Below are 16777 nucleotides of genomic sequence, written 5' to 3'. Positions count from 1 at the left end.
AGCCATGCCAGCCTAATGTGCCAGAATTTTATCGGCGTGAATCCACGATCAGGCATTGCCCCTGAGCCAATCGTTTGACACAGCTTTACCCAGTGACTTCACAAATTCTTCATCGCCCCCCCACCGATAGTCGTGTTCGCGCTGTGCTTGGCCCAACCAACACTGGCAAAACGCATCTGGCCATCGAGCGGATGTGCGCGCATTCCTCTGGGATGATGGGCTTCCCGCTGCGTTTGCTCGCGCGCGAGGTTTATGACCGGGTGCGCGCGATCAAGGGGGACAAAGCGGTTGCGCTGATCACGGGCGAACAACGGATTGAACCGCCCGAGGCGCGCTATTTCTGCTGCACGATGGAGGCAATGGACCGGCTTGGCATGGGCGCAAATGGTCCCCATGCCTTTGTTGCCATCGACGAGGCGCAGATCGGGGCAGACCCTGAGCGTGGCCATATCTTCACCGACCGCTTGATGCATGCACGCGGGCGCGAAGAGACGATGATCCTGGGCTCGGCCACGCTGGAGCCTATCGTCAAAAAGCTGATCCCCGGCGCTGAAATGGTGGAGCGCCCGCGCTTTTCCACCCTCACCCACGCAGGCGAGGCGAAATTGTCACGGCTCCCTCCACGAAGCGCGGTCGTCGCTTTCTCGACCGAGCAGGTCTACGCCATGGCTGAGGCTTTGAAGCGTTTTCGCGGAGGCGCAGCCGTGGTCATGGGGGCGCTTTCGCCGGAGACGCGCAACAAACAGGTCGAGCTTTTTCAGAACGGCGAGGTTGATTACATTGTCGCCACCGATGCGATTGGGATGGGGCTCAACCTTGACCTGCACCACGTCGCCTTTGCCGCGCTCACCAAGTTTGACGGTAAGCGAAAGCGCCGCCTCACCCCGTCAGAAATGGCGCAAATTGCAGGGCGGGCCGGACGCCACCAAACCGATGGAAGCTTTGGCGTGCTTTCCGGCGGGGGGAGCCGGTCTGGCGCTCCAATCGAATTTGCCGAAGAAGAGATTTACGCAATTGAGGAACACCAGTTTGCCCCTCTGACCAAGTTATATTGGCGCGAGGCAGAGCCCCGGTTTGATACGCTCCGTGTCCTGATCGGGGATTTAGAGGCAAAGCCGCAAAACGAAGTGCTCAAACCCGCCCCCGAAGCGATTGACCTTGCGGTCCTCAAACGCCTTGCGAGCGAACCGATTGCCGACACGGTCAAAGGCCACGGCAGCGTGCGCCGGTTCTGGGAGGCGTGTTCGCTTCCCGATTTTCGTGCATTAGGCGTGGACCCCCACTCTCGCTTTGTCGCACGGCTGTGGCAGGATCTTCGCGAAGGCTATATTGGCGCAGACTTCGTAGCGGCGCGCATTGCCGAACTCGACCGGACTAGCGGCGATATCGATACTTTGCAGGGGAGGATCGCCGCGATCCGATCCTGGGCCTATATCTGCCAGCGGCCCGACTGGGTTCTGGCGCGCGATGAAATGGCGGCGCGTGCAAGAGGGGTGGAAGCACGGCTATCGGATGCGCTACATGCGCGTCTGACAGAACGTTTTGTGAATCGAAGGACGACTATTTTGATGAAATCTCTGGGCCAGGATGGCGGCGCTCTTCCCGTGACGCTCGAGCCCGATGGACGGGTCAGCGTTGAGGGCGAGACAATCGGACGCCTTGATGGCTTTCGCTTCTCCGTCGACCCGCAAGCCGGTCTGGCTGACCGCAAGATGTTGCTCTCCGCAGGGGAAAAGGCGCTTCCGGGCATTTTGTCGCAACGCGCAGAGCAATTGCTCGCCGCTGGCCTTGACGATCTGTCGATCGAAAGCGGTGCTATCCAGTGGCAGGGCGAAAAGCTTGCAGACATCACCGTCCCCGATGATTTCGGAACGCCGCGATTGGCTTTCCCGCGCGAGGTTTCGGCTCTTCCCGATGCAGCGCGCGAGAAACTGGAAGCAGGGCTCACCGCATGGCTCGAGGGTAAACTCGCCCCGCTCGAACCGCTGCGCAAACTTTCCGAAGCGGCGCGCGACCCGGGCGCGGGCAGCGAAGCGCGCGCACTGCTCGTCACTTTGATTGATGCACGCGGCGTGGTGGCGCGCGAGAACGCGGGTCTGCAACATCTGCCCAAGGAAATGCGCCCCTTCCTGCGCAAACTTGGTGTGACATTTGGCGCGCTTGATATTTTTGCGCGCGATCTGCTCAAACCGGCCCCTCGCCAACTGCTCCATGCGCTTGGTCTGGACACACGGCCATTGCAGGAAGCGATGCTCCCAGTGATTGCGCAAGCCGACGAAATTCCTGCCGGATATCGCCTTGCTGGAAGTCAGGTGATCCGGGTGGATCTGGCAGAGAAAATCCTGCGTTCTGCTTTTGACACCCGCGCCAAAGCGAGCGAGCAGGCCGCGCCAGTAGCACCAAAAGTGGAGGCAGCGCCTGCTGCGGCCGAAGTCGAAGCGGATACGATGCCGACTAAGGAACAGGCCGCCGGGCAAGCCGATGGGCAAGCCGATGGGCAGGGCGTTGGGCAGGGCGTTGGGAAGGTCGAGGCGCCAGAAAAGGCGGCCAAGACCGAGGCAGAGCCGACCCAACAGGCAAAAACACCGACAAAACCGCGCCCCAAAACAGCGAATGCAAAGTTCCATCTCGACCTGTCTTTGCCAGTCTCGATTGGGCTTGAGGAAGAAAACGCGCGCCGTCTTTTGGGCAGCGCAGGCTTCCGCGTTCAGCGCGCAAAGCCATTGGAAGAAGGCGCACAAGGCCCTGTTCTTCCCGATGGCTGGAGCTGGCGTCCCAAACGTGCCGGTGACCATCGTTCTGATAGACGTTCTGGTCAGAGAGGCGATCCCCGCAAACGGGCCAGCAAAGGCAAAGGCGGAAATCAGAAAGACCGCAATGCGAAGGGCAAAGGTAAACCGCAAAGAGGCGACGAAAAGCGCGGCGGTAAACCGAACCACTCAGGGCCAAAGCACGCTGGCAAGCGCAGGCCCAAGCAGGACTTCGGCCCGGCACGGGCAAGCGGTGCCTTTGACAAATTGGCGGATCTGCTTGGGGGATGAGGCGCTGATGGCGACACGCTTCTGATGGCTAATGACGACGCAGCCAACGAAAGCCTGAGGCTTGATCGGCTGCTCGTTTATCTGCGCTTTGCCCGCACCAGGTCGGCTGCACGCGCCATGATTGAAGGGCGCAGTTTTCGCCGCAATAGAAAACATGTGCAGCGCACCAGCGAAAGGATCGCTATTGGAGACGTGCTGACTTTGGCCGTGGGCGGCGAAGTGCGCATCATCGAAATAGTAGCCATACCTAAGCGGCGTGCATCGCCCGATTTAGCTAAGACGTTCTATTGTGAGTATGATCGCGGCATCAATAGTGGCCTTGACCACTAGGCCCACTTACCCCTAGCAGCGCAAAACTTGTGATTCCTGACCCATGCGCGGTTCGCGCGCTTTGGACGTAAAGAAAGACGCATTTTAAATGACCTACGTCGTCACCGATGACTGCATCAAATGCAAATACACCGACTGCGTGGAAGTGTGCCCGGTCGATTGCTTCTATGAAGGCGAGAATATGCTCGTCATCAACCCCGCGGAATGCATCGATTGCGGCGTTTGTGAGCCTGAATGCCCAGCCGAAGCGATTTTGCCTGATACAGAAGACGGCCTTGAAAAATGGCTTGAGCTGAACACCAAGTTTTCTGCTGAATGGCCCAATATCACCAGCCAGAAAGAACCGCCCGCCGATGCCGATGAGCATAAGGGCGAAGAAGGCAAGTTCGAGAAGTACTTTTCTGAAGCACCCGGCGAAGGGGACTGAGCCGACGCAACTGCGTGAAGGTGACTAAATCTCGCTCCTTTTGACGGCCGCCATTTCTACGACTCGTAATTTTGTTGCAAGTGTGCTATATAATGATGCAACCGCACCAATCGTCCCTAGATCGGGCTGGGTGCAGGGTGTGACAATTGGAAAGGCCACATACCAGCAATTACAATTTGATATCAGTCAGTTCGCAGCCCTCGCCTCATTGTATGCGGGTGCTGGAAAACCAGGGCTTTTGTCGAATCCCCGCTAGATCAGAATTGGGGGTTAGGACCTTTTTGCTGGGGCCCAAAGAAAGGAATTCGCATGGCAAGCAATGCGCCCGCCTTCACTGTAGGCGATTATGTTGTTTACCCAAAGCACGGCGTTGGCCGCGTGATCGAGCTTCAAAACGAAGAGATCGCCGGTATGCAGCTGGAGCTGTATGTTCTCCGCTTCGAAAAAGAGCGCATGACGCTGCGCGTGCCAACCAACAAGGTTGAATCCATCGGGATGCGCAAGCTCTCCAGCGACAAGACCCTCAAAGAGGCGATGGAAACGCTCAAAGGCAAACCCAAGGTGAAGCGCACCATGTGGTCACGCCGCGCGCAGGAATACGAAGCGAAGATCAACTCAGGCGAAATTGTCCTGATCGCAGAAGTCACCCGCGACCTGTTCCGCCCGGACGATCAACCAGAGCAAAGCTACTCTGAACGGCAAATCTTCGAAGCGGCATCCAGCCGACTTGCGCGCGAATTGGGCGCAATGGAAGAAACCGACGAAGCGACCGCTCTTGGGAAAATCCTCGAAGTGCTGCGTGAGCACGCGCCGCAATATTACGAGAGCGCTGACGAGGGCTAGGCTTCAGACGCAAGTCTTTTGACAAAGATTAAAAAGGGCTGCCCTATCGGGTGGCCCTTTTTCTTTGTGCCAAGCTTGCGCACACAATCCTAGTGTATTACATCAGTAATACGCTCTGTTCTTCGTTGGAGTTCTCGTATGTCGTTTCTGCCCCGCAATCGCTTGTTTGCCCTGACATCGCTTCCTTTGGCCCTCGGCCTTGCCGGGTGTTTTGATGTCGACATGACGATCAACGGCGAGGAAGGCGTACCCCTGTCTGAACTCGACATCGTTGGAGCATCTCCCGTTGAGCTGGTCCTTGCAGGATCGGATAACGTGATTCTAACCCACGGCGATACACTTAGCATTGATGTCGAGGGCAGCGACGAGGCGGTGGCCGCCTTGCGCTTTGTCCTTGATGAAAAAACCCTTGGTATCATGCGCGAAGGTGACATGTGGGATGGCAGTGACGCTGCGACCATCCGCATCACCATGCCCGCGCCAAGCGAGATTGTGATCACCGGGAGCGGTAATATCGAAGCACAAGACCTTGCTGAAAACGCGGACATCTCGATCTTGGGTTCGGGTGATTTCACCGGCGGAGACGCCGAAGTAAACTCGCTTGAAGTCAACATCGGCGGTTCGGGAAGCGCCAAATTTGGTACCCTCACAGCGCAATCTCTCGAAGTGACGCTTGGAGGTTCGGGCAGCGCGGAGCGATTGGAAGTAAATTTGGGCGGCTCAGGCGGCGCTGATTTGTCAGGCTTCAAAGCCGATGACGCGGAGATTTCAATCGCAGGCTCTGGCAGTGTGAGCTTGCAATCCGACGGCGAGGTTGAGGCCAATATCCTGGGCTCTGGCAGCGTCAGCGTGAAGGGCGATGCCAAATGTACAGAAAACGCCGCTGGGTCCGGCTCGCTTACCTGTTCGAGCTAGCGCGAGCATAAAGGGCGACAAGCGGAAGGGATCAGGGGTAATCCCCGACTTGCAATCTTAGGCGAGGCAGGCAAGATTGCCGACATGCGCGCCACCCCCCAACTTGTCCTTTCTCTGGCGATCCTATCGCTTACCCTATCGGGTTGTCTGGTCCGGACCGCTGCCAATGTGGTAACTGCGCCCGTGCGCGTGGCGAGCAAGGCGGTGGACGTTGCGACCACCAGCCAATCGGAAGCCGACGAAAACCGCGGCCGTGAAATTCGCAGGCGGGAAGAAAAGCTCGCCCAGCTCGAACGGCGGATGAGCAAAGAGAGGCAGGCGTGCAACGCGGGCGATAAGGGCGCGTGCAAAGATGCCGAGGAAACCCGCGAGGAATATCTGGAGCTCTTGCCCCAGGTCCCGGTCGAGCCGCGCTGAACTACCGGCTGGCCGCGCGCTTTAGCCTGTCATTGATCGCACGGCCCACGCCGCCTTCGGGAACAGGCGCGACTGCAATACGCGGCTTGTCCGAAGCGCCCGCCAGATGCAGGCTTTCATACAAACGCGCGGCTGCGGCATTCAAATCGCTTTGCGGTGACAGGTTAAAGTCACCATCCAAAACCCCGAAGCCGATCCAAAACTCGTCTTGCGCAACTTCTGTGGCGTTCATCCTCAAGGGTTTGCCCGGGGAGTAGTGGCGAGCCGTTTGGCCAGGCGATTCTATCCGCGAAGTTGCCGCAAGGGCTTCGGGTCCCAGAATATCTGCGAGCATTTCCCGGGTGACGGGTCCGGGCCGTAAGAGGTTCCAGCCGCCATCTTCCCGAAGCGCAACGATCGTAGACTCCAAACCGGCCTCGGTCGCTCCGCCACAAATCACCGCAGGACAGCGCTCACCCAGCGACGCCATGACGTGCTCTGACTTTGTAGGGCTCACCTCTTCGCTGCGATTGGCAGACGGGGCTGCCAGTGGGAAGTCGAGCCGCTCCAGCAAGGCACGCATCGCGGGATGTGCCGGTTGGCGCAGCGCAATCGTTGGCAGGCCTGCACTCACCGCAGGCGTAAGTCCGGCGTTGGCGCGCAATGGGAGAACGAGGGTCAATGGTCCCGGCCAAAACCGCTCCACCAGTTTGCGGGCGCGGGCATCGAAATGGGCGAGCGCTTCTGCCTGCTCGATATCTTTCACATGGACGATAAGCGGATTGAAACTTGGCCGGCCCTTCGCTGCGTAAATGCCAGCAACCGCTTCTGCCGAATCTGCACGCGCCGCCAGGCCGTAAACCGTCTCGGTCGGCACTGCGACCAAGCCTCCGGCGACAAGAATGTCGGCCGCGCGTGCAAGACCTGCATCATTTGGGAGCAGCTGTTCCGTAACGTTCTTGCGGGCCATCCGCTCGCGCTATATCTGATAGCCTGAATTTCCAAGCCCGCATCGCATGATGGGCCAAGCTTTCTCTTAAGAGGATCAAACCGCGTGACCCCTTTTACACCGCCCACCCAAGACCAATTGCTCGCCATTCGGGTAAACGCCGGGATTGAACAGCTCGCTGCTTCCGAAAAGTTTGCTCACGCTGAAAGCGATCTGGTCGAGGCAATCGTCGAAGGGGTCGGGCAATTTGCCGCTGGCGAATTTGCACCGCTCAACCGTATCGGCGATCTGGAAGGCGCGAAACTTGAAAACGGCGTTGTACGCCTGCCCGATGGGTTCAAGGAAGCTTACGAAGGCTATGTCGAGCAGGGATGGAATTCCATCGGAAGCTCAACCGATTTTGGTGGTCAGGGCCTGCCCTTCACGCTTGCCTGCAATGTGCTCGAAAATTTGGGCGCGGCCAATATGGCGTTCTCCCTTCTCCCGATGCTGTCAGTCGGCGCGGTTGAGGCGTTGGAGCACCACGGCAACGAAGCGCAGCAATCGATGTACCTGCCTGACCTGATCAGCGGGAAATGGTCAGGCACGATGAACCTGACCGAGCCTGCTGCGGGAAGCGATGTGGGCGCGCTGCGCTCTACCGCTGAACCAATCACGGACGGCGAACACGCGGGCAAATACAAGATCAAGGGTCAGAAGATCTACATCACATGGGGCGATCACACGCTGGCAGAAAACATCATCCACCTCGTGCTTGCCCGCCTTCCTGGAGCGCCCGAGGGCACGCGCGGGATTTCATTGTTTGTGGTGCCAAAATATCATGTGAATGCCGATGGATCGCTTGGCCCTCACAACGATCTACGCCCCGTCAGCCTCGAGCATAAGCTTGGCATCAACGCCTCGCCCACTTGCGTCATGTCCTATGGCGACAATGACAATTGCATTGGTGAGTTGGTGGGCGCTGAGAATCGCGGGCTCATGGCGATGTTCACGATGATGAACAATGCGCGCATCAATGTCGGCAACCAGGGCGTGCAAATCGGGGAGCGGGCAACGCAGCAGGCGATTGCGTATGCGATAGACCGCGTGCAGTCGGCGCGTGCCGGATCGCCGGACAAGACGCCGGTTGCGATTATCGAACACCCCGACGTGCGCCGCATGATCTTGCGGATGAAGGCTCTGACCGAAGGGGCTCGCGCGCTGCTCTATTACTGTGCAGGTCAGGTCGATCGCGGAACCCTCGGCGATAGCGAGGCGAGAACGCGGGCCGAGATTCTGGTGCCGCTGCTCAAAGCCTGGGGCACGGATGTCGGCGTCGAAGTTGCTGGCATTGGTGTGCAAATCCACGGCGGCATGGGCTTTGTTGAGGAAACCGGTGCAGCGCAGCACTGGCGCGATTCGCGCATTGCTCCGATTTATGAAGGCACGAACGGCATTCAGGCGGCTGACCTTGTGACCCGCAAGCTGGGCATGGAAGGCGGCGAAGCGATCCTGGCTTTGTTCGCCGATATTGCGCGCGATGCATCGGGCGAACCTGCTCTGGCAGTATTGGCGCAAGATTGCGCTGCGATTGCCCAGTGGATGCGTGATGAGGCGAGCCTCGATGATCGCCTTGCGGGAAGCGTACCGTTCTGCACGATGGCATCGGTGGCAGTTGCTGGCTGGCAGCTGATGAAACAGGCTGAGGCAGTCGCAGCCGGGGCCGCGCCCGCCTTGCTTGAAACAAAGCCAGTAACGGCGCGCTTCTTCCTTGACCGAATTGTCCCTGAGGCCGCTGGCCTTAAAGCAAGCGCCACCGCTGGGGCAGAGGGGCTTTACACGCTTTCACCTGAGGCATTAGCGAGCTAAGTGTCGGGGGAGCGAGATCTGCCACGCGATCTTCTTGAGCGAATTGCTGCAAGCCTTGAGCGGATCGCCCCTGCGCCTGCCGCTCCGATAGATTGGGGCGCGCATCCAGCCTATCTCTGGACGGGCGATGCGCCGTATGGGCTTGGCGAGCTCAGTGCGCTTCCCCTCGAACACTTGCGCGCAATTGACGCACAGAAACGCGCTGTTTGCGACAATCTTTCTCGCCTTGCGAAAGGGGTTGCGGCGCATGACATGCTCCTTTGGGGCGCGCGCGGCATGGGTAAGTCAGCGCTCATCCGTGCAGCGGTCAACGCGCTGCAAAGTGAGGGCGCGACCCTTGCCCTTGTTCAAGTGGATGCTGGCGGATTTGCATCGATCCCTCAACTGATAGAGACGCTTGGCAAACAGCCGCGTGCGTTTGTCCTCTTCATCGATGACCTTGGATTTGGCGACAATGATTTGCAGGCCAACCTCGCATTACGCAGCCTGCTTGATGGAGGCGCGCTTGGCCGCCCTGGCAATATCGCGGTAGCGGTCACATCCAACCGGCGCGCCATCGTCCAGCGAGAGGCAACCCGGCCAACCGAGCTGCACGAACGCGACGAGCGCGACAACGCTTTGGCGCTGGCGGACAGGTTTGGGCTTACCGTGCCCTTCCACCCATGTGACCAGTCCGATTACATTGCAATTGTGCGGTCGTATTGTGAACCGCTCGGGCTCACCTTTGACGAGGTTGAGGCGCAAAGCTGGGCAATAGAACGCGGCAATCGCTCGGGCCGCACGGCGTACCAGTTTGCGTGCGAGCTCGCAGGGCGCGCTGGCCTTGCTTTGAGAGTGTAGCGTTTACTCGCTTGGGCTCCTACGCCTACTGCTCTTGCGCTTCTTGGCGCAGATATTCCTCTTCAAACTGAGCCCGCGGATCGACCAGCTCACGCGACGGACGCAGCGGCTCACCCGTCACCCTGGTGATACCGGCGCCCGGCGCGCTGTCAGGAACCAGGGTTCGCCAGATAATGCCCGCCGTATCGTCTGAAACCAGGAGCGAACCGTCGCTCGCCCATTCCACCCATGTGGGACGACCCCTCGTGGCACCGTTTTCATTGAGGAACCCGGTCAGAACCGGCACCGGCTTGCCTTGGGGATTGCCACGCTGATCAAAGGCAACATAAACCACGTCATATCCCGCCGCCGGTTTGCGATTCCATGAACCATGGCGCGCGATAAATGCGCCGCTTGCAAAGGCATCGCCCATCCGGTGGCCTTCAGCGGTGAAAACCAGGCCAAGGGCTGCAACATGCGGTCCCATCGCAAACTCAGGAAAACGCGTATACTCCATATGGAAATTGGGCATGCGCGTCTCGACCCGGCGGTCGATATTGTTTTTGTAATAGAGCCACGGCCAACCATATTGCGCGCCCACAGGCACATTGGTCAGGTAGTCGGGTACAAGATCAGGGCCGAGCATATCGCGCTCGTTCACTGTGGTCCAAAGCTCGCCCGACCATGGGCTGAAATCCATACCGTTGGGGTTGCGAAGGCCGGATGCGAATTGTCGCACAAAGCCAGTTTCGATATTGTACTCCCAGATCGCGGCGCGCCCTTCCTCGATTGCCATGCCCTGTTCGCCAATGTTTGAAACAGAGCCAATCGCGACATAGAGCCGGTCGCCGTCCGGGTGGACTTCGATATTGCGCATCCAGTGACCGCCGCCACCCGGCATATCGAGGATCTTCTCCGCTTCGCCAGAGGTGGCATCCGCGCCAAGCTCGTAATCGAAGGCCAGAACAGAGTTGTGGTTGGCGACATACAGCTTGCCATCGTTCCAGCTTATGCCTGAAGGGGAATCGAGGCCATCGTCTGCATTCAGCAGCACTTGTTTAACCTCTGCCGCGCCATCTCCATCTGCATCGCGCAAAAGGACGAGTTCATTGGCCGATTCGCCAGCAGCGCCTGCTTGGGCAAACAAGATGCCTGCAACCCAGCCGCGAATGGTATCGAAGAAGCCGCGATCATCGCTGCCCTCTTCACGTGCGGGTGCCCGTGTCAAAGTGACCAGCACATCGCCATTGGGAAGCGCATACAAAACGCGCGGGTGATCGAGCCCTTCGGCAAAGCGATTGACCGCAAGGCCATCTGCTCCCGAAGGTGCCTCGCCCTCGGCCCAGCCCACCGGTTCTGCAATCTTTACTGTGGGGAAGTTTTCGGGCGACGGTTCGACCAATACGGGGTCGGTTCCGCTCACTTCGTCCACGCTCAATGTGGCCGTCTGGCCCTGTGCAAGGTAGAACAGGCCTGCGCCTGCGATAACCAGAAAAACGATTGTGCCGATTGCGGTCTTGCGAAGAATTCCCATGTCGAGCCCAATAAGGCAGCGCTGCGGCTCTCACAAGTGCGCAGCGCTCCCAATGCTACACCTACAACAGCCATAAGGCACCCACTTGCCATGAGCCCTCTCCTCCGTAATAGCGTCCACACACTCTAGAAAGCCCCACGCAATGTTTGATTTCAAACCAGATCCAGCCTTGGGCAAAACAGAAATCTATCGCCAATTGCACGATGCAGCCGAAGCGCTGACACACGGCGAAAGCGACGCGGTTGCCAATATGGCCAATGTTGCAGCGCTCCTGTGGGAATTTTTACCCGACCTCAATTGGTCAGGGTTTTATCGCATGGGCGCGGATGCATCGGGCAAGGATGAACTGGTGCTTGGGCCATTTGCCGGAAGGCCCGCGTGCATTCGTATCCCGATCGGGATCGGCGTGTGCGGTGCAGCTGCGAAGACGGGCGAAACACAGCTTGTCGAAGATGTTCATGCCTTCCCCGGCCACATCGCCTGTGATGCAGCAAGTCAGGCCGAGCTCGTCGTCCCGGTAATGCGCGAGGGCAAGGTAATTGCTGTGATCGATCTGGATAGCCCCACCAAAGCACGCTTCACACAAGAAGACGCAGACGGGATTGAGGCCCTCGCAACAATGCTAGGGAGCCGTATCTAAGCGCTCACTCCGTTGAACTTCTGTCCGCTTTCGCCCCGTTTCGAGACATAGTGAGTTAGGCTGTTTGGCGGGCCACTCGGCGTAATGGTAAGGAATTGCTAAGCATTTTTCTTAGGCGTTAGCGCGAGTCGCATGACAGCGATCCCGTGGTTGGCGCAAAGAGGGGACCCAAGATGACATTCACTGCCCTTACCCGCACAACTTTGACCAGCATTGGTCTGGCCAGCGTTGCGATGGCGGCTCCAACAGCGGCATCAGCTCAAGACTTCATGCCTGATATTCAGCCGCTTAGTGTAGAGGAAACGCGCACCCTGCCGCTTGAATTGCAAAGCGCGCCTGTGCCTGCGACTTCCCTTCCAGAAACAAGCATTGGCCCTGATGGGGTGGAGACGATTACGCGCACACGGCGGATCACGCGCTCTGCTCCTTATGCTGAGGCGCCAGCGCAATATGTGACACAGGAAGAGTATGAGGTTGAACTTCCCCCGCTTCCACAAGGCCAGATTCCTGCCAACCAAGCCTATGCGCCTGGATATGCGCAGGGATATGCGCAGGGCTATGCACCCGTTTACGCTCAATCCTATGCGCCAGGCGCTCAAGTGTTTCAGCGCGAACAATGGATTGCAGAATGTGAGCGTCGCACCGACGGCCACAGGGGCCGCAAAAAAGGCGGCATCATCGGCGGTCTTCTTGGAGCGGTTGCAGGCGGCGTGCTTGGCAATCGGTTGTGGGATAGCGAGCGTCTTGCCGGTACATTGATCGGTGTTGGCGCTGGCGGTATCGGCGGCGCACTTCTTGGCAGTTTGATTGGTGGTGGTCGCAATGATCGCGGCGAATACGACTGCGAGGCAGCGCTTGACGCCTACCTGTCGCAATATGCAGCGGGCGGCACGCGCATTGCATCGCGGACTATTCCTGCGCCAGCTCCAGTCTATGCAGCGCCTGTTTATGCAGCTCCCGCATACACTTATGCGCAGCCGCAGTATTATTATCAGCCACCACAGCAGATCACTTATGTGCCGGTTGAATACCAGCAACGCCAGCGCGTGATCGTGCGTGAGACTGTGCGCGAAGAGGTCATTCCTGGTGCGCGCCGGACAATCCCTGCGCCGCCACCGCCACCACCTGTGCGCCAACCCGCACCAATTCCGATCAAAGGGCAGCCGCGCTACATCAAGGGCAATTGAGGCTGAGTATTCGGCAGGTTACTTAGCATTTGCTGCAGCAATAACTGGACCCGCTGGCCGAGAGGTTGGCGGGTCTGGCGCATCTGCGGAAATCAGTTTCACTGGCCCAAAGCGGATGACATCCTCTTCGCGGTTGATCGTGAATACAAACCGGCCATCCTTGAGAGAAAGCGCTGGTTTCACATCAAGCGCATTGGCCGCTTCCTCAGAGATCCGCAGGCTATATTTTCCGTAAGGCACGCGCTGGAACAGGAAGAAACCGTCAAACTCGCTGACTGTCTCTGCTTGCACCGCACCCCTTTGATTGATCAGCTGCAGCCTCACCCCCGATTGGTCCGTGCCGGTCACACTCAAGAGCGACCCCTCGATCTCGCCAGTTGGAGAGATCGCGAGTTCCACCTGCGCCACTACACCTGGCCGCGGGGTCACGACGATGCCTTTGGTTGATGGCGCTAGAAAAGGATCTTCAAGCGAGCTTTCATCAATGCCCACCAACACGGGTTGGAATGGCCTTAACTCATCGACAATCGCCCGCCCGTTTGCACCTGTGACAGCATCGGTGCTGCGAAGACCGGCTTCGACCATGATATTTTCGAGCAAGGGCTCCCCTGCATCGCGGCGCTCGTTGCCATTGTCATCGCGGTAGACGGTAACCGCGGCCTGACCATTGCGCGCAAGCTTGGCATGGGTGACGCGTACTCCGCCTGAGATCGGATCAGGCCCAAGGCTAAAGGCTGCCTGGATCCCGGCACCGACCCCGCCAAGCGAGGTGACAAACGCATCACCGCGAAGAGAGAACTCCTCAAAGCGGTGCGTATAACCGGCAGTCAAACGATACTCATTGTTGGAAGAATTGTAGTCGAAGTCTCCCTGTAATGCGCCATCTTCGCCGATGTCGGTTTCCACGCGCACGGTAGCAGATACGAGGCCTTTGTCGGGCCCATTTGCACGGAATGTGGCGTTACCGCGCACTCGAAAGTCGCGCCAACGCCGGTTAGCGATCAAAGTGACCTCAGTGTTGTCATTTTGCGGGCGGCCGCTGTCTTGTTCATGGCGAAGCTGAGCGGACAGCGACAGGCGACCTGCGGCGATCGATGTGATGAGGTTAAATCCGTTGATCGATTCGCCATTGTCGCGCTTGGCATGGGTCACACCCCCTTGGATGGGGATGGATAGGCGTCCCATTCGCAAGGAAGTGGAGAAGTTGACACCGCCCAGATAGGCGATGTCGTTTTCTGCAAATTCTCCTGCGAAATCGCCAAAGAACACCCGGGCGTTGGCGCCAAAGTTGACGTTTCCAACCCTTCCCAGAGTATTGAGATTGGTCACAACCCCTCCTCCAAACTCATGTGCCGCGGCCAGTTCGACCTGCGCAAAGGATAAGGAGTGCGTGAGAGTGGCCTCGGTATAGGTATGCCGAGCCTCATTTCGGAACAAATTGTGAACACCGAAACCCACACTGGTCCGCTTGCTAAGACCGCGCTCTACCCCGGTGCCCCAGCGCCACTTTTGCGGAAGTTGCGCCTGTCTGACGGTTATGGGTTCGAGCTGAATGAGGTCGCGGTTGTCCTGTACCACGCCGGCCCAATAATAGGTCTGCCCAGGCTCAATCTGGCTGGCCCCCACAGGGACCGATGATCGATCGCGCCTGATCTGGCCTTGTGGGCCATACAGGACGACTTCAAAGTCATTGCGACCAAAGAACAGTTCAATATCGATAAATTCGTAACGGCCATCGTCGCGCGAACCCTGGAAAGCGATCAACTGGCCATTGCGATACAGCTCTGCATCCCAGCCCGATGGCAAAGTGCCGCGCAAGACGGTCGTGGAAAAGCGCGAGGTCTGGTTAAGGGGCCGGTTTGTGACAAAAGCGCCTCGTCCAACAGCCGTCTGACCCACCAATCGGCCCGGAACCGTCTCAACATCGCCAATCGCCACATCGGTTGCATCAAGCGGCCCAAGCAGGCCTCCTTCAACATCGCTGCGATAGGCGCGCACACGCACAGATTGCGGCCGAAGCTGGTTATCGGTGCTGATCCGCGCGGTATAGCTTGCCCCCAGCGCCTCGCCCGCTGCAAAGAACTCGACACGCCCGGCAAGACCGCTGTCTTTGCGCGCTTCCACATCTGCAACCACATCAACCGATGGTGTGCGCCAATTGCGATATTCCATTTTCGAAGAGGGGTATTGCGAGAGATCAAAGCTCACATTGCTTGGCCTGATACGTTCAGCCCGTTTGCGGCGTTCAATCGCCTGCATAAAGGGCAGTTCGGTCTCAGACTCGAGCTTTACCGCTGCGTTGAACAGATCCGGCGTAAAATCGACGCCAAACCAACGCGAAAGGGCTCTGGTATCAACGCACCATCCTTCGGGCGTATCATAGATGTCGTTGGCGAGCGGAGCCGGCCCTGTGTTCACCTTTTGTACCGTGTTTGAGGAACGATCAATCGTGATTTCCTGATCTTCTGCAAACAACCAACCAGTTGCGCGGCGCGACTTTTTGTCGATACGGATCGGCAGGTCGAGTGATTGCACCACATCGGCCAAATCAAGGCAGACGCCGCGGTCGGTTTGGTAACCGCGCACTTCGTAGCTCAGCCTGAAGTTTTTGATCTTCATCTGGAGGAGAAGATAATCATCCTCATTCGCCCGCCAGCCGCTTGGATTAGCAGCACTTTCCTGGGCCCGGCTGTTGGCTTGAGCATGAACCGGCGCACCAGACGCAAACGCGCTAAGCGCCACTGCGGCAATCGCAGCGGCGCTTAGAATTCGTTGGCGTAGTGCAGTCATGAGGAATATTCCGGGAATCGGCCCCGACTGGCTGAGCCAGCCTTAGCCGATCATTCCGTCAACAGCGGCGATCAACGCCCCGCCCTGCTCAGGCAGTTCGCGATATTCGATCCGGCCAGGACCTTTGATCTGCGCAACCTGTTCATCGGTCAGCTGAATGCGCACCTCGCGCGAACCAACTTCGGGATAAACCGCGATGCCGCCTGCAAGAATAATGGGATCAGGCACACCCGGCTTCACAACGCTCAAAACGCCGTAAGTCGAGCTCTCGCCGGAACGTTCGATCGACATGGCGAGTTCTGGGCCATTTTCGCCGGCAACGATGCTCGGCTGTGTCAGGGCCACTTGCGCTTCAACCCTTCCATGGCGCACGATAATTGGAATGGTGATCCCGTAAATCGGGACCAGGCGGAAGGTCACCGCATCAGAACGCGTCTCTTCCTCAGTTACTTCGCGCGGACGTGGGATTGCCTTGAAAGACATATGCACGCGGTATTCGCCATCGGGCAATTCTGCGCCCGGGCGCGCCGCCAGTCGCACAGCCTGTGGCTGCCCTGGAGGAAGAGCGATGCGGCGCGGCGCATAACGGATCATGCCAAGCGATGCTTCTTCGACGCTGTTCGCTTCGCTTTTCTCAACCTCAACCAGGCGGCCATCTTCGGTCATGCGGCGCAGCTCGAGCCCGATCCGGTAGGTCGCTTCTTCTGATCCGATGTTGCTAAGAATCACTTCTGTGCCACGTGATCCATCAAGGATCACCCGCGTGGGAGCAACAAGGAGATCGCCCTGAGCCTGCGCTGAGGTTGATAGAGCGCCCGATAGAGCAGCAAGGCCGACAGCAGCAGCGCAAGCAGCAGTTTTCATGGTTTTTGCAAAAGACTTCAGTGACATATTTTCCATAGCTCCCGTGAATGGAAGCTCATCACCACCTGAGCCCCCACGCGTTTTCACGTAAGTTGGTAAGCAAATAGGGTTAAGATTGGTTAAAGACCGCATGGCATGAGGGGCCAATCTCGAGGGCCCAGACCCAAAAACAAAAAGCCGCAGCCCTATGAAAG

14 protein-coding genes are annotated in these 16777 nt (G+C 58.4%); 10 read left to right on the top strand and 4 right to left on the bottom strand.

Translation table 11 applies throughout. From position 1 onward, the window contains the following. The first annotated feature begins 191 nt into the window (after window positions 1-191). The 6 genes from EH31_RS11780 (at window position 192) to EH31_RS11755 (ending at window position 5973) form a co-directional block, all read left to right on the top strand. Window positions 192-3041, top strand: a complete 2850-nt coding sequence (locus EH31_RS11780; protein WP_241765919.1) for a helicase-related protein — start codon at window positions 192-194, stop codon at window positions 3039-3041. Between the two features lie 24 nt (window positions 3042-3065). Beyond that, window positions 3066-3371 carry a S4 domain-containing protein gene (locus tag EH31_RS11775; protein ID WP_241765911.1) on the top strand — a complete coding sequence of 102 codons (306 nt, stop codon included), beginning with the start codon at window positions 3066-3068 and terminating at the stop codon, window positions 3369-3371. 88 nt (window positions 3372-3459) lie between these two features. Next, window positions 3460-3798 carry a ferredoxin FdxA gene (gene fdxA / locus EH31_RS11770; protein ID WP_034960615.1) on the top strand — a complete coding sequence of 113 codons (339 nt, stop codon included), beginning with the start codon at window positions 3460-3462 and terminating at the stop codon, window positions 3796-3798. Between the two features lie 309 nt (window positions 3799-4107). Beyond that, on the top strand, window positions 4108-4641 hold the full coding sequence (locus EH31_RS11765; protein WP_034960614.1) for a CarD family transcriptional regulator: 534 nt from the start codon (window positions 4108-4110) through the stop codon (window positions 4639-4641). Between the two features lie 138 nt (window positions 4642-4779). Further along, on the top strand, window positions 4780-5556 hold the full coding sequence (locus tag EH31_RS11760; RefSeq protein WP_051699216.1) for a head GIN domain-containing protein: 777 nt from the start codon (window positions 4780-4782) through the stop codon (window positions 5554-5556). An 84-nt stretch (window positions 5557-5640) separates the two neighbouring features. Next, complete coding sequence (locus EH31_RS11755) at window positions 5641-5973, top strand: hypothetical protein (protein ID WP_034960613.1); 333 nt, start codon at window positions 5641-5643, stop codon at window positions 5971-5973. 1 nt (window position 5974) lies between these two features. Here EH31_RS11755 and EH31_RS11750 read toward each other — a convergent pair whose 3' ends face one another. Beyond that, entirely contained in the window at window positions 5975-6922 is a 948-nt protein-coding gene (locus EH31_RS11750) for an L-threonylcarbamoyladenylate synthase (RefSeq protein ID WP_034960610.1), read from the bottom strand. Window positions 6923-7006: 84 nt separating this feature from the next. On the opposite strand from EH31_RS11750, the gene EH31_RS11745 reads away from it, so the two are divergent. Both EH31_RS11745 and EH31_RS11740 read left to right on the top strand, forming a co-directional pair. Then, window positions 7007-8749: an acyl-CoA dehydrogenase family protein gene (locus EH31_RS11745; protein WP_034960609.1), complete on the top strand. Its 1743-nt coding sequence runs from the start codon at window positions 7007-7009 to the stop codon at window positions 8747-8749. Next, window positions 8750-9589, top strand: coding sequence for a DUF815 domain-containing protein (locus tag EH31_RS11740; RefSeq protein ID WP_034960608.1), 840 nt, complete (start codon window positions 8750-8752; stop codon window positions 9587-9589). A 25-nt stretch (window positions 9590-9614) separates the two neighbouring features. Here the strand turns inward: EH31_RS11740 and EH31_RS11735 are convergent, their stop codons facing one another. After that, window positions 9615-11102: a PQQ-dependent sugar dehydrogenase gene (locus tag EH31_RS11735; protein ID WP_034960607.1), complete on the bottom strand. Its 1488-nt coding sequence runs from the start codon at window positions 11100-11102 to the stop codon at window positions 9615-9617. Between the two features lie 142 nt (window positions 11103-11244). Between EH31_RS11735 and EH31_RS11730 the strand changes: the two genes are divergently transcribed. Further along, window positions 11245-11742, top strand: coding sequence for a GAF domain-containing protein (locus EH31_RS11730; protein WP_034960606.1), 498 nt, complete (start codon window positions 11245-11247; stop codon window positions 11740-11742). Window positions 11743-11915: 173 nt separating this feature from the next. Continuing rightward, window positions 11916-12929 carry a hypothetical protein gene (locus tag EH31_RS11725; protein ID WP_034960605.1) on the top strand — a complete coding sequence of 338 codons (1014 nt, stop codon included), beginning with the start codon at window positions 11916-11918 and terminating at the stop codon, window positions 12927-12929. Window positions 12930-12947: 18 nt separating this feature from the next. Here the strand turns inward: EH31_RS11725 and EH31_RS11720 are convergent, their stop codons facing one another. Continuing rightward, a complete protein-coding gene (locus EH31_RS11720) occupies window positions 12948-15719 on the bottom strand; it encodes a carboxypeptidase-like regulatory domain-containing protein (protein WP_152553557.1) in 2772 nt (923 codons plus the stop codon). Window positions 15720-15761: 42 nt separating this feature from the next. After that, window positions 15762-16583, bottom strand: a complete 822-nt coding sequence (locus EH31_RS11715; protein WP_034960604.1) for a fimbrial biogenesis chaperone — start codon at window positions 16581-16583, stop codon at window positions 15762-15764. Window positions 16584-16777: the final 194 nt, after the last annotated feature.

The sequence above is a fragment of the Erythrobacter longus genome, from assembly GCF_000715015.1.
Taxonomy (GTDB): Bacteria; Pseudomonadota; Alphaproteobacteria; order Sphingomonadales; family Sphingomonadaceae; genus Erythrobacter; species Erythrobacter longus.
The sequence above is the reverse complement of the archived record's forward strand: the minus strand, read 5'-3'. Positions and strand labels throughout refer to the sequence as shown.